The sequence below is a fragment of the Endozoicomonas sp. PH6C genome (assembly GCF_059322965.1).
This window is the reverse complement of sequence record NZ_CP185342.1, coordinates 1681587-1695273: the sequence shown is the minus strand read 5'-3', so window position 1 is coordinate 1695273 and position 13687 is coordinate 1681587. Positions and strand designations below refer to the sequence as shown.

Here is a 13687-nt window from a genome sequence, read left to right as displayed (position 1 = left end):
CGACTTAAAGGGTCTGAACCACTTCATTTGTCACTCCAAATATCTCTACTGATAGCTCACTGCCCTGCTACCTAAAGATTTATTATTCTGCACCGCCCCCTGAAATGCCTTTTCGGCTCTGGCTCATACATCGCTCCATCACCTTGTCATCACGCATTTCAGGGGTTCGGTACATCCATGTAAAAAAAAAGGCGCCCACCGCTACCTGGAAATTTTTCCGGATAGCGATGAGCGCCTTTGCTCTCTTTCACAACGTCTTTGTTGCGAATGCCTGCTCCTGCCGCCCTTGGCAGAAACATTTTTTATTGTTGTAGCTGAGTTAAAGCATTCTTCGTGCCAACTAATTTCGGCCTCTAACTCTGATCTTTTTTCAATTTTGTTTCATTGTTATTTCGGTTTGGTGCACGACACTGAAATTGCGCACCAACAACGAGCAATCTTCCGATCATGACGCTTTTTCTTCCAGCATGTTGAAAACATCAATAACATTTCTGGCCACAGCTGCCAGAGTTTTACCGTTATCCATAGCCATCTTTCTTAACTTTTTATAAGCCCGGTCTTCACTGATCCCCTGTCTGGACATCAGCAACCCCTTGGCCTTGTCCAGTAACTTTCGATCTTCCAGACGACTCCGGGTCCGCTCCAGCTCATCTTTCAATGACTGGTATTCCTGAAAACGGGCAACGGCCACATCAATAATGGTTTTGAGGCGCTGAGGCTGCAGATCAGCCACGATATAGGCATTAACGCCGGATCGTGTGGCTTGCTGGACGATGTTGTCAGTGGTTTGCTCTACAAACATTACGACAGGGAGTGGAGAGGTCTTGTTGATCAGAGCCAGCTTTTCCAGAAGTGAGGGGGCAGGCTTATCCAGACCAATCACCAGAATATCGGGCGAGAGGTCGGGCACAAGGGTCAGCAGGTCCTCATTCTGCCCCTGTCGTTTAATGACTTGGTAGCCAAACTCATTCAGTGCCTGGTTTAAAACAGACAGTCGAGCCGAACGGTCTCCAATCAACAACACTGAATCCATAGCCTGTAACACTCTATATCCCTGAAAAGATAACTATTCACAGGCTATTTTTAAGCAAGGGCTGTACCAGAGCATTGAGGAACGGGTTTAGCATTCAGAACCAGCCAGCTGTTCCGGAAACGAAATCGATGCAAATGCCTGATGCCTGACCAATTGGATGTGTCAGACTTCTACCATCCGGAGCTCTTTGGGCATGCTAAAAACAATATTCTCTTGTTCCCCTTCCAGTTCTTCGGGCTCTTCGGCGCCTAATTCAATCAACCGATTGATGACACCTTTTACCAGCACTTCAGGGGCTGAAGCGCCTGCGGTAATGCCCAGACTCTGTTTGCCTTCCAACCATTCAGGCTGAATATCCTGGGCTCCGTCAACAAGATAAGCTGATGCGCCTGTTCTTTCGGCTAATTCTCTAAGGCGGTTGGAGTTAGAACTGTTCACCGAACCTACCACAAAGACTGCATCGCATTCGGATGCCAGAGCCCTCACGGCATCTTGACGATTTTGAGTGGCGTAGCAGATATCGTCTTTGCGCGGCCCATTAATTTCAGGGAACTTGACCCTCAGTGCATCAATCACCCTGGCGGTATCATCCATAGACAGTGTCGTCTGTGTAACATAAGCAAGATGTTTCGGATCTTTCACTATCAGTTTCCGAACATCGTCTTCTGTTTCAACGAGGTACATCTTCCCGCCTTTAGAGTCGTCGTACTGACCCATGGTACCTTCCACCTCAGGGTGTCCATCGTGACCAATCAGAATACACTCCATACTATCCCGGGAGTAACGCACAACTTCCATATGGACTTTTTTGACCAGAGGACAAGAGGCATCAAAGACTTTCAAACCACGACGCGCAGCCTCTGCTTCGACCGCTTTGGAGACACCGTGAGCACTGAAAATAACAATAGAATCATCCGGTATCTGATGGAGCTCCTCGACAAATATGGCACCACGCTGTTTGAGGTTTTCTACCACAAACTTGTTGTGAACGACTTCGTGACGCACATAAACAGGAGGCTCAAAAACATCCAGAGCCCGGTTTACGATGTCGATAGCCCGGTCAACGCCTGCACAGAATCCCCGGGGATTTGCCAGCCTGATTTTCATGCCTCTGCGCTCTTGTCTGGTGTATGAGTTTCTGGTGTATGAATCGCTTGAGTGATATTCAGAACCTTCACTTCAAACAACAGTTCTTTACCCGCCAGTGGATGATTAAAGTCCACTTCAACATGGCTCTCTGTCAAACCGGTGATGACGCCAGCCAGCTCAGAGTTGGCGGCATCAGCAAAAGAAACGACTAAACCTACCTGCAACTCCATATCATCAGAGAATGTGTCTCTGGTAAACTCCCTGATGTTCTCGGGATTTGGCATACCAAAAGCACCGACGGGTGGGATTCTGAAGCTGCCCTGGTCACCCTCGGACAAGCCATAAATCACCTGCTCAAAACCCTGAGGCAGGTTCCCATCCCCCACGACAAATGTAGCAGGCTGGCCATCAAAATTACTGTCTACCACCTGCCCGTCTTCCAGTTTCAGGGCAAAGTGCAGTGTTACCTGCCTTCCCGGTCCTACCACAACATCAGACATTGTTTTTCTATACCCGCTTTCGAAAAATCCATTCATACACAGACAACGATTGCCGCCATCTTAAAGACTCCAGGCGCCCCATAGTCCAGCATAATCTCAGCTATGACTGTTATGCTGAGGCCGGAAGATATCCAGAACCAACATGGCTGCACCGGAGGTTATGGCCATATCCGCCAGGTTGAAGGACGGGAAATACCAACCGTCATGATACACCAGCAGAAAATCCACCACGTAACCATTCATGACTCGATCATAAAGATTGCCCAGTGCACCTCCCAGTATCAGAGCCATTGAGCAGGCCTGCCAACTTTCTTCTCTCTTCATTCGGGCAAGCCAGACGACCAACATCAGGCTGACGACGGATGCTACCCCCACAAAAAGCCACCGTTGCCAGCCACCCTGATCACTCAGAAAACTGAATGCGGCGCCAGTATTATAGGCCAGAGTCAGCGAGAAAAAGGAAGGAATGACAGGCACCTGCTCATAAAGGTATAAGCTGTCCACAATGCGATGCTTGACCACCTGATCCAGAATCAGAACCACTCCACTTATCCACAACCAGTGGAGCATTCCCCATGATTTTTTTCTCATACTGTTGAGGCCCTTTTAATCTGTTTTAGTGAGTCCCAGTTAAATCTTATGCCGAGTCGTATAAATGTCGATATGGTTACAAACCGAAATAGAAGATAAAGCTCTATGTCTATAACCGGAGAAGGTGACTTTTCCTTGTCCGTCTGACTGTTCATGCAGTCAAAAAATAGAGCACCAGTGAATGAAAAAAATGCCCGAACGCTATCGGGCATTTCTGATTCATGACGATCAATCAGGCAAACCTTCTGGCCTCACCTTCACCGTCAACATTTTCAACACAACGCCCGCAGAGTGAAGTGTGTGCTTCAATAGTGCCAACGTCTTCACGACGGTGCCAGCAACGATCACACTTCTCATGCACTGACTTGCGAACAGCAACCTTCAAACCCTCAACTTCGGTATCCACAGCCTTCACAGCTTCAGGCAGAGGCTTGAGTTCAGCCTTGGAAGTAATCAGGACAAAGCGCAGTTCATCGCCTAGTTTGCCCAGCGTTTCCAACAGCTCATCACTGGCAAACAAGGTCACTTCTGCTTCCAATCCGCCACCGATCACACTTTCTTTACGAGCATCTTCAAGCGCCTTATTGACGGCGTGTTTTACGGCCATGACAGAGTTCCAGTAATCTGCACCCAATTCATCACCTTCCAGGCTTTTCAGGTCTTCATACCAGGTTTCCAGCAGAACAGACTTGCTGCGCGAGCCAGGAATAGACTGCCAGATCTCATCGGCCGTAAAGCTGGTGATGGGAGCAATCCACCGGGCAAAGGCTTCAACAATATGGAACATAGCCGTCTGACAGCTGCGACGCGCCAGACTATCTGACCGGGTTGTATACTGACGATCCTTGATGATGTCCAGATAGAAACCACCCAAATCCAGAGAGCAGAAATTATGAACTTTCTGGTAAACATTAAGGAAGTTATAGCTGTCATAGGCGTCAATGACTTCCTTCTGCAGACCCATGGCACGGTCAACGGCCCAGCGATCAAGAGACAGCATATCATCCCAGGCTACACTGTCGGTTTCAGGGTTGAAGCCGTTTAGGTTAGACAGCAGGAAACGAGCCGTATTACGAATACGACGATAGCTGTCTGCCGTGCGCTTGAGGATTTCATCAGACACGGTCATTTCTGCGGTGTAGTCTGTTGCAGACACCCAGAGACGTAAAATATCTGCACCCAGTGACTTGAATACCTTCTGGGGAGCGATAACATTGCCCAAAGACTTGGACATCTTGCGACCATTGGCATCCACCGTGAAGCCATGGGTCAGAAGCTGCTTGTAGGGTGGCACACCTTTAGTAGCAATGCCGGTCTTCAGGGAAGACTGAAACCAGCCACGGTGCTGGTCAGATCCTTCTACGTAGATATCTGCAGGGGACTGCAAACCTTCGCGACGATCCAACACAGAGTAGTGGGTGACACCGGAGTCAAACCATACATCCAGAGTGTCTGTCACCTTCACATACTGCTCAGCATCTTCTGCTGATAACAGATCAGCAGGCTCCAGATCAAACCAGGCATCCATACCTTTCTGCTCGACTTTCAAGGCCACTTTTTCAATGAGTGCAGAGGTATCAGGATGCAGCTCTTCGGTTTCCTTGTGAATAAACAGAGCAATGGGCACACCCCAGGTACGCTGACGAGAGATACACCAGTCAGGGCTCTGGCCCAGCATGGACTCCATACGGTTACGACCCCAGTCTGGAGTGAACCTGACATTATCCAGAGATTTCATGGCTGTGTTTAGCAGGCCTTCTTTTTCCATACTGATAAACCATTGCGGTGTAGCACGGAAAATCAGGGGCGTTTTGGTTCTCCAGCAGTGTGGATAGCTGTGCACCATTTTGGCCTGAGCCAAAAGACGACCATTTTCTTCTAACGTTTCAACAACCTTTGGATCAACCTTGTAAACATGCTCTCCGGCAAAACGTTCAACATGACTGCGATAGAGACCGGCATCATCCAGATAGTTCAGTGTGCCAATGCCGTACTTTTTACCAACGTTAAAGTCATCGACACCATGGTCAGGTGCAGTATGTACAGAACCGGTACCGGCGTCGGTGGTGACATGATCACCCAGAATCAGAGGGATTTCACGATGATAGAATGGATGGGCTACTTTTTTGCCTTCAAGCCGGGCTCCCAGACTACGGGCAATGATAGTGTAGTCTTCAATACCGTAGCGTTGCATGGCAGACTCAACCAACTGTTCGCCCAGAATCAGTCGTGCAGGCTGACCGTTGACCTGACACTGAATCAGTGCATAACCCAATTCTGCACCCAGTGTTACTGCCTGGGAGGATGGCAGAGTCCATGGCGTTGTGGTCCAGATAACAACGGCTACTTCGCCTTCACCCTGCTCATTACCTTTGCCATCATTGTCAAAATCAAAAGCAGACAGTAGATCAGCTTCGTCCAGAGCGGCGTAACGCACATCAACCTGGGTAGAGGTTTTTTCCTGGTATTCCACTTCAGCCTCAGCCAATGCAGACCCCCCAACCACACTCCAATAAACAGGCTTATAACCTTTCACCAGATGACCGTTGTCGGCTATTTTACCCAAGGCCCGGATAATGTCGGCTTCGGTCTGGAAGTCCATGGTCAGGTAAGGCTTATCCCAGCTACCCAGGATGCCCATGCGTTTGAAATCTTCACGCTGACCATTGACCTGCTTGGCGGCATACTCCCGGCACTTGGCACGGAAGGTTTTAAAATCAACCTTATCGCCCGCCTTGCCCAACATGCCTTCCACTTTATGTTCAATCGGCAGGCCGTGGCAGTCCCAACCCGGCACGTAGGGAGCATCAAAACCGCTCAGGGTTTTGGACTTGATGATCATGTCCTTAATGATTTTATTGACCGCGTGACCGATATGGATGTCGCCATTGGCATAAGGAGGGCCATCATGCAGAATGAACTTGTCACGACCTTCGGACACCTTGCGAATCTCTTCGTAAAGCGCTTCGTCGTACCAGCGCTTGAGCATTTCAGGCTCACGCTTGGCCAGATTTCCACGCATTGGGAAATCAGTCTCCGGCAAGTTCAATGTATGCTTATAGTCGGTCATAGTTGGATCTCATCATCACACGTCTTGCGGGCCAGACAAACAGGCCCAAAGCTCGTCATCCCAAACTGTTTCAAGAAACCCGCCCGGAAGTTCCAGACGATGTTTCTCAGCAATCTTCTCACAAGCTGTTTTTCTGAGTATTCGTGAAACAGCTTTTTTGAATCCGGCTCATTGATGAAAGAAGCTTCTTGCGGCTTCCACATCATCAGCAATCGCTGCCTTGAGAGCATCCAGCGATTCAAACTTTTTCTCACTGCGGATTTTCTTGATAAATTCTACCCGCAGGGTGTGGCCATACAGGTCACCCTGATAGTCCAGAAGGTGCACTTCCAGCATGGCACGGGTGGCATTCACGGTTGGCCTGACACCCAGGTTAGCCAGCGCATCATAGCTTCGGCCATCGAACCATGCCCTGACTGCAAACACTCCCTGTATAGGCAGTGTCCGCCTGCAGACACGTATATTCGCAGTTGGAAAGCCCAACTGCCTGCCCAACTGCTGGCCTTTTGTAACACGCCCCATCATGGTGAAGGGACGTCCTAACAATTTCTCTGCCGCATCCAGACTCACACTCGCCAACTGCTCACGAATCCGGGTACTGCTGATACGGTCCATATCCATAGATACCGTTCGGGTGTCGCACACCTCAAACCCGAATTGATCGCCCATCTTTCTCAGGTGCGCAAAATTTCCCTGCCGCTTCAATCCGTAACGGAAATCATCTCCCACTATCAGATAGCGTATATCCAGTCCATCCACCAGCACCTTCATAACAAAATCATCCGGTGTCAGGTTTTGCAGTTTCTGATTGAAAGGCAGGCACAGTACCTGATCTACACCGGCTTCTTCCAGAAGTGTCAGTTTCTCTCTCAGGTTAGTCAGTCTTGCCGGTGCCTGATCGCCCTGAAAATATTCCCGGGGCTGAGGTTCAAAAGTGATCACACAAATCCTGACATCCAACTCGAAAGCCTGCTGCCGCAGTGTCTCCAGGATAGTCCGGTGTCCAAGATGAACACCATCAAAATTACCAATAGTCGCAACACAGGCGCGATGCTCCGGTCTGATATTGTGCATTCCGCGAATCAACTGCATTAGGCGGTCTATTCTCTGTTAGGCTGGCAAAGGCAGGGATTATATCTCAGGAGCGTTTTGTACTTAAGAGCCATGTTCATCAAATCACCGCTCTTTTTTCCCGGGTTGAATCTGTCGCCCGGAAAAGTACTGAAAGGAAGCCTGACAGACAGTAAAAAACTGCCCGCCAGACACTGCTCATTAATGCCTGAAGTGAACAGGGCGCAAACCGACAACCAGTAAGGCCGTTGCGTAAACAGCAAGCCCGGCAGCAACCACTTTCGCCATTTCAAACACTCGCTGCCAGAGCGTTGCATCCAGCCACCAGGCAGCGTCACCCGCCATCCAGAGCAGTAGCACCGCCATTGCGAGATTGGCAAAGATCAGTCGCCCGCAGAACAACCACCACCCCGATTCAGGAGTGAATACACCGGAACGCTTTAACCCCCAGAACAATAGTCCGGCATTCAGGAAAGCAGACAGGGTAGTAGCCAGAGCCAGACCCGCATGTTTAAGCCAGAAAACCAACATCAGATTAAAAGCCATATTGGCCACCATCGCAATGATGGCAATCTTGACCGGAGTTTTGGTGTCCTGACGGGCAAAGTAGCCGGGTGCAAGCACCTTGATCAGCATAAAAGCAATCAATCCAAGGGAATAAGCCCGAAGACTCATACCCGCCATAATAACGTCCCGGTTCTGCATCTCACCGTAGTCGAACAATGTTGCCAACAGAGGCTCTGACAGAATGAACAGCGCAATGCCCGCCGGAACGCCAATCAACAGGACAAGACGAATTGCCCAGTCCAGGGTTTTGGAAAACTGATCTCCGTGGTCATCAGCATGCTTGCGAGAGAGGCTTGGAAGAATCACTGTGGCAATAGCAATACCGAAAACACCCAGCGGCAGTTCAGACAAACGGTCTGAGTAATAAAGCCAGGAGACACTCCCGGTTTCCAGAAAAGACGCCAGCACCGTATCCAGTAATAAGTTGACCTGACTGACAGACACCCCAAACAACGCTGGAATCATCAGTTTCATGATACGCCTTACACCCTCATGCTTATGTCCCCAACCGGGAGCTGGCAGCAAGCGAATCTGCAATAAAAAAGGAATTTGCAATAACAACTGTGACACGCCGGCAATCACCACACCCCAGGCCAGAGCCATGACAGGCTCATCAAACCATTGCGACAGCAATACAGTAGAGCCAATCATGCTGAGATTCAGCAGAACCGGGGTAAACGCAGGTACTGCAAAGCGGTTGTAACTATTCAGAATGGAGCCCGCCAGAGCCGTCAGCGAGATCAACAGAAGATAGGGAAAGGTAATCCTCAACATCTCCTGAGCCAACAACAGTTTTTCGGGATAATCCATAAAACCCGGAGCAAACAGGCGGATTAACAGGGGAGAGGCCAACATGCAGACCAGGGTCACCAACAGCAGCAAACCTGCCAGAGTGCCACTGACCCGACTGATCAGATAGCGTACCTCATCAAAGCTGCGTTTAGTACGATACTCTGACAACACCGGCACAAATGCCTGGGAGAAAGCCCCCTCAGCAAACAGTCGACGAAGAAAATTTGGAATCTTGAAGGCAACAAAAAACGCATCTGCTGACGATGTGGAACCAAAATACCCAGCAATAACCACATCTCTGGCCAACCCCAAAATCCGGGAAAGCATGGTCATTATGCCCACGACCAGGCTCGACCTCAGCAAACTGGGTGTTTTATCCTCAGCTTCACTCTTCTGAGGACTGTCTGATAAGTTTTCTGTGGACATTCAGGTCGCTCAAACGATCAAAAACCGATAATAGTACTGAGTTGTCAAAGTTATTAACAGCCTCACCATTCGGGTTTGCACGCCATAGCGCCAGGAAGCCTTATTGACAACCCTTGTCCAAATAGGCATGATTCCGCGACTTGACTGTATGGGTATGGCACTGGTGAGACCCTTGCCCGGGGGATTCATTTGTGACGCGGCAAACACCATACTCCCAACAGGGTGCCCGAAGCAGCCCTGTTTAAAAACAGTGCAAATGGTTAATTAAGATTCTTAGGAGCACCACAAATGGCTAACTCTCCATCCGCCAAGAAGCGCGCCCGTCAGGCTGAGAAGCGTCGTACTCACAATGCTTCCCTGCGCTCCATGGTTCGCACTTCCATCAAAAAAGTAGTTCGCGCCATCGAAGCCAAAGACGTTGAACTGGCTAAAACTGAATACACTGCGGCTGTTCCAGTGATCGACCGCATGGCCGACAAAGGCATCATCCACAAAAACAAGGCTGCTCGCCACAAGAGCCGCCTGAATGCACAGATCAAAGCTCTGTCTGCATAATTGCCAGCCCTTGCATAGCAAGGGCATAACAAAAAGGCCGGTTTTCACCGGCTTTTTTTATGCCTTTACAAATTGAAACTTAAAATTCACAACTATACTTCCGCATTATTTCTTCCTACCCCCTCTCAACGAGGACCTTAACCATGCGGCATTTTTATTCGTTAATCTTACTCGCTTTCACCAGCCTGGCAGCAACGTTCTCTTACGCGACGCCAGCCCTACCTCCGGAAATCACTCTGGTGCTCTGTGCCCCCAAAGGCACAACGACCGATTTAATTACCGAGATGGGGATAGCCAGATTTGACTACAAAATAAATCCCGTCGAGGCTGCCGCACTCGTGCAAAAGACGATATCCGACCACCCTTTGCATCCCAAGGTCGTTTGCACCGGCGAAATTTCAAAAATCATGGAGAAAGTCAAAATTGGCAGCCAGCCTGCTGCAAACGACAACGATCAGGAAGCCTTCCGGAAGATCGCGGACGCTGTTGCGAAGACTGAAAAGTCGTCCAACTTATTCCGCAAAGGGGATCATGAGTTTTATTACCGCACCGTCTCCCCGGAGAATTCAAAAGAGATCCTGATGGAACCCGGAAAGGCTCAGGCTCTCTATCAAAAAGATTCCGGCATACCTAACGCTGGAATCAGTGATTATATGAACAGAAATAGCGGCACGCTTCTCCTGCTTCCACCTCTGGTATTCGCCGCAAGTGGTGCTTCTGAATACACCATTTACTACATCCTGGCACTCGGCCTGGGAATTTCGTTCCAGCAAACAGGCATCTGGAATTCACTCACCATTCTGGCGCTGAATACCGCCGGCATTGCCGCCCAGGCAGGTCTGCTCTTTCAACAAAACAAAGGGGGCGAGTTTCAAGATGAGTGGGACACCAATGGTTATTCCGCAGAGGCAGTTAAAGAAGAGTATGAGAAGCTACGTGCTTCGGAGGCAGATTATAACACGGTGGCAACAACCTCATGGGCTATTCTGACCCAGCAGGTTGCAGCCACTGCATTTACATTCAGCGCTATCAAATTGGCAGCGGCCAAATATCTGAGCATGGGCACAACACAGGCACTGGGCGTTTCATTTGGTCAGGCAGCGTTTAACATCATCTTCGAAAGCATAACAGGCTACCCGCTGGAAGATTGCATCCCTATTTTCAAATACGATAAAAATTACAGCGCCATCAGCGCCAGAAACTGGCCTTACTACGGCAAGAAATTTGTCGCCACTAATTTTTTCATGATTCACTGGGCCGCCAAACATTCAGGATTTATTGCTCGAAAAACCGCCTGGCTTGGTGGGCATCTGGGAAGAGCAGCATCCTTTTTGTGGAAAAAGAAACAGGATTGACAATAATTATACCGGTGTCCATGAAACCGGGATCAGATCATAAAGACGAATACCTCAATGAGTTGCGATCTGATCCCATACCTGACTCAATGCCCAGCAAGCACCATATTATCTCGATGCAAAAGCTCGGGCTCACCTGAATAACCTAACAACTCACCAATCTGGTGACTGGGTTTGCCCATGATCTTCCGGGCATCATCAGCCCCGTAATTGATCAAGCCACGGGCCACTTCCTGACCCGACTCATCAATGCAGGCCACCATCTCGCCCCGAAGGAAGTGACCTTCTACAGCCTTTACCCCCACGGCAAGAAGACTTTTGCCCTGGTTTTTAAGCACATCAACGGCACCCGCATCCAGAACCAGCTTTCCTGAGGTCTTCATGTGCCCCTGCAACCACTGCTTGCGAGCAGCCAATCGCTCATGATCCGGAGTGAGCAAGGTCCCCAAAGCTTCCTGTTCAAACAGGCGACGGATGACACTCTCAATCTTGCCGCCCACAATAACCGTTGCCGCACCAGATGCCGCCGCCTGACGAGCCGCCCGAAGCTTGGTTTGCATACCACCGCGCCCCAAACGACCACTGCAACCACCTGCCATAACATCCAGGGACGAATCAAAGGCCCTGGCCTCACTCACCAGTCTCGCCCCGGGGTCTTTACGAGGATCAGCAGTATACAAACCCTCCTGATCCGTCAGAATCACCAGGACATCAGCCTCCACCAGGTTGGCCACCAAAGCACCGAGAGTATCGTTATCACCAAAGCGAATCTCATCGGTCACAACGGTATCGTTCTCATTAACGACGGGAACCACATCCATATCAAGCAGTGTTCTCAAGGCGCTGCGAGCATTCAGATAGCGTTGACGATTGCTGTGGTCCGCATGGGTCAGTAACACCTGAGCCGGCTGGATACCATGCCTCTGAAAGCTGCTCTCCCAGGTTTGAACGAGTCGCGTTTGCCCCACGGCAGCCGCAGCCTGAAGCTCGTTCAGAGCGGTCGGTCGCTCCTTTTGTCCAAGCTTTTCCATGCCAGCCGCGACAGCTCCGGATGACACCAGAACCAGCTCAACACCTTGCTTACGCAGTTCGCACAACTCATCGACCCAACCATCTATCTGATCAATAGCCAGACCACGCCCTTCATCCGTTAACAGGGCGCTACCTATTTTGACCACCCAGCGTCGGGCTGTTTTCAGCCTGCTACGCTCACTCATGTTGCTCTCCTGCACTCTCCTCTGCACTGCCTTCTGAACCTGAGAAGGCTGTCACAACAGTGCAGCGCTTTGCTGATACTGAGTTATAAAGTGGCTCAGCTTTGCTCGCTTCTCTTGCCACAGCTTCTAAGGTGCGTAGAAGACTTCAACATCATCATCGTCGTCATGATCATCATCGTCCCGAGCCGCTTTTTCAGCTTTTCTGGCAAGACGCTGCTGCCTTCTCTCTTCCGCCAGCTCACGCATACGCCCCCTGGCTTCGTGCTCCAGCTTCTGACGGGCCTCTGCTTCCTGAGCAGCCAGTTCAGCGTCTTCGCTCTCCTGAAGATTACGCTCTTCAATGTAAGACATCAGATCCTGGGCCAACTTTTCTGTACCCCGGGAAGAGATTGCGGAAATCTTGTAAACAGGTCCTTCCCAGCCCAGCTCTGCAATCACCCGATCACAGATCTCCTGCTGTTGCTCTTCGGGCAACAAATCCAGCTTGTTCAGCACCAGCCAGCGCTCACGTTCAGCCAGAGCCGGACTGAAACTTTTCAACTCATCGACAATGGCATTTGCCACATGCACAGGATCGCTCTCGTCGAAGGGAGCCACATCGACCAAATGCAGGAGTACACGACAACGTGAAAGATGCTTAAGGAATCGAATTCCCAGACCCGCACCATCGGCAGCCCCCTCAATCAGACCGGGAATATCAGCGATAACAAAACTGCGATGCTTCTCCACACTCACCACACCGAGATTAGGAACCAGCGTGGTAAAGGGATAGTCTGCTACTTTCGGCCTGGCATGAGAGACTGAGCGAATAAAGGTAGACTTACCCGCATTGGGCATACCCAGAAGCCCCACGTCAGCGATAACCTTGAGCTCCAGTCTGAGCGAACGCTCTTCACCCAGAGAACCCTTGGTTGTCTGCCTCGGAGCACGGTTGACGCTGGATTTAAAGCGGGTGTTACCCAGACCATGCCAGCCACCCTGGGCCACCAGTAATTTCTGACCCTCGTGTGTCAGATCACCAATCACTTCTTCTGTTTCATCATCCACAACCGTAGTACCCACAGGCACTGGCAATTCCAGATCCTGACCCTTGGCACCGGAGCAATTGCGACCACGACCCGACTCACCACTTTCTGCCTGATAGCTGCGCTGATAGCGATAATCCACCAGCGTGTTCAGGTCGTTCCCGGCAACCACATAGATGCTGCCTCCGTCACCACCATCGCCACCGTCCGGCCCCCCTTTGGCAACATACTTTTCTCGCCTGAAACTCAGGCAGCCATTGCCACCTTTGCCAGCCTGAACCCTGATGGTGGCTTCATCGACAAACTTCATTCAAAACCTCCCGCAGCAATGACTTCAGACGGCCAATGCCTGCAGATAAATACTCACCCAAATGCCTGCAGCAAAAGAAAAGCATT

Annotated in this window: 11 protein-coding genes; 2 read left to right on the top strand and 9 right to left on the bottom strand. The window is 50.3% G+C overall.

Annotated features, from left to right (window positions below):
• Nucleotides 1-445 precede the first annotated feature (445 nt).
• The 7 genes from ACOMG9_RS06655 to murJ form a co-directional block, all read right to left on the bottom strand.
• Nucleotides 446-1033 (bottom strand): ANTAR domain-containing response regulator, encoded by a 588-nt coding sequence (locus tag ACOMG9_RS06655; RefSeq protein ID WP_422132936.1) that lies wholly within the window; start codon nt 1031-1033, stop codon nt 446-448.
• Between the two features lie 162 nt (nt 1034-1195).
• The gene (gene ispH / locus ACOMG9_RS06650) at nt 1196-2140 is read right to left on the bottom strand and encodes a 4-hydroxy-3-methylbut-2-enyl diphosphate reductase (RefSeq protein ID WP_494529977.1); all 945 of its coding nucleotides are present in this window, start codon (nt 2138-2140) and stop codon (nt 1196-1198) included.
• Nucleotides 2137-2622, bottom strand: a complete 486-nt coding sequence (locus ACOMG9_RS06645) for an FKBP-type peptidyl-prolyl cis-trans isomerase (protein ID WP_448216331.1) — start codon at nt 2620-2622, stop codon at nt 2137-2139. The genes ispH and ACOMG9_RS06645 overlap by 4 nt, the downstream gene beginning before the upstream one ends.
• Nucleotides 2623-2718: 96 nt before the next feature.
• Nucleotides 2719-3213, bottom strand: coding sequence for a signal peptidase II (gene lspA, locus ACOMG9_RS06640; protein WP_448216330.1), 495 nt, complete (start codon nt 3211-3213; stop codon nt 2719-2721).
• Between the two features lie 232 nt (nt 3214-3445).
• On the bottom strand, nt 3446-6283 hold the full coding sequence (gene ileS / locus ACOMG9_RS06635; RefSeq protein WP_494529976.1) for an isoleucine--tRNA ligase: 2838 nt from the start codon (nt 6281-6283) through the stop codon (nt 3446-3448).
• A gap of 168 nt (nt 6284-6451) precedes the next feature.
• Complete coding sequence (gene ribF / locus ACOMG9_RS06630) at nt 6452-7375, bottom strand: bifunctional riboflavin kinase/FAD synthetase (protein WP_448216328.1); 924 nt, start codon at nt 7373-7375, stop codon at nt 6452-6454.
• A 180-nt stretch (nt 7376-7555) separates the two neighbouring features.
• The gene (gene murJ / locus ACOMG9_RS06625) at nt 7556-9139 is read right to left on the bottom strand and encodes a murein biosynthesis integral membrane protein MurJ (RefSeq protein WP_448216327.1); all 1584 of its coding nucleotides are present in this window, start codon (nt 9137-9139) and stop codon (nt 7556-7558) included.
• Nucleotides 9140-9427: 288 nt separating this feature from the next.
• Between murJ and rpsT the strand changes: the two genes are divergently transcribed.
• Nucleotides 9428-9694, top strand: coding sequence for a 30S ribosomal protein S20 (gene rpsT / locus ACOMG9_RS06620; RefSeq protein WP_317142656.1), 267 nt, complete (start codon nt 9428-9430; stop codon nt 9692-9694).
• A gap of 143 nt (nt 9695-9837) precedes the next feature.
• Nucleotides 9838-11049 (top strand): hypothetical protein, encoded by a 1212-nt coding sequence (locus ACOMG9_RS06615; protein WP_448216326.1) that lies wholly within the window; start codon nt 9838-9840, stop codon nt 11047-11049.
• Nucleotides 11050-11135: 86 nt separating this feature from the next.
• Here the strand turns inward: ACOMG9_RS06615 and proB are convergent, their stop codons facing one another.
• Together proB and cgtA are read right to left on the bottom strand one after the other, a co-directional pair.
• On the bottom strand, nt 11136-12266 hold the full coding sequence (gene proB, locus ACOMG9_RS06610; RefSeq protein WP_448216325.1) for a glutamate 5-kinase: 1131 nt from the start codon (nt 12264-12266) through the stop codon (nt 11136-11138).
• A gap of 126 nt (nt 12267-12392) precedes the next feature.
• Nucleotides 12393-13601: an Obg family GTPase CgtA gene (cgtA, locus tag ACOMG9_RS06605; RefSeq protein WP_422132927.1), complete on the bottom strand. Its 1209-nt coding sequence runs from the start codon at nt 13599-13601 to the stop codon at nt 12393-12395.
• Nucleotides 13602-13687 lie beyond the last annotated feature (86 nt).

Bases quoted from the DNA above. Each gene is read 5' to 3' on its own strand.
- rpsT (WP_317142656.1), top strand. From the start codon at position 9,428: ATGGCTAACTCTCCATCCGCCAAGAAGCGCGCCCGTCAGGCTGAGAAG.
- proB (WP_448216325.1), bottom strand. From the start codon at position 12,266: ATGAGTGAGCGTAGCAGGCTGAAAACAGCCCGACGCTGGGTGGTCAAA.
- cgtA (WP_422132927.1), bottom strand. From the start codon at position 13,601: ATGAAGTTTGTCGATGAAGCCACCATCAGGGTTCAGGCTGGCAAAGGT.
- ACOMG9_RS06645 (WP_448216331.1), bottom strand. From the start codon at position 2,622: ATGTCTGATGTTGTGGTAGGACCGGGAAGGCAGGTAACACTGCACTTT.
- ileS (WP_494529976.1), bottom strand. From the start codon at position 6,283: ATGACCGACTATAAGCATACATTGAACTTGCCGGAGACTGATTTCCCA.
- ACOMG9_RS06655 (WP_422132936.1), bottom strand. From the start codon at position 1,033: ATGGATTCAGTGTTGTTGATTGGAGACCGTTCGGCTCGACTGTCTGTT.
- lspA (WP_448216330.1), bottom strand. From the start codon at position 3,213: ATGAGAAAAAAATCATGGGGAATGCTCCACTGGTTGTGGATAAGTGGA.
- murJ (WP_448216327.1), bottom strand. From the start codon at position 9,139: ATGTCCACAGAAAACTTATCAGACAGTCCTCAGAAGAGTGAAGCTGAG.
- ribF (WP_448216328.1), bottom strand. From the start codon at position 7,375: ATGCAGTTGATTCGCGGAATGCACAATATCAGACCGGAGCATCGCGCC.
- ispH (WP_494529977.1), bottom strand. From the start codon at position 2,140: ATGAAAATCAGGCTGGCAAATCCCCGGGGATTCTGTGCAGGCGTTGAC.
- ACOMG9_RS06615 (WP_448216326.1), top strand. From the start codon at position 9,838: ATGCGGCATTTTTATTCGTTAATCTTACTCGCTTTCACCAGCCTGGCA.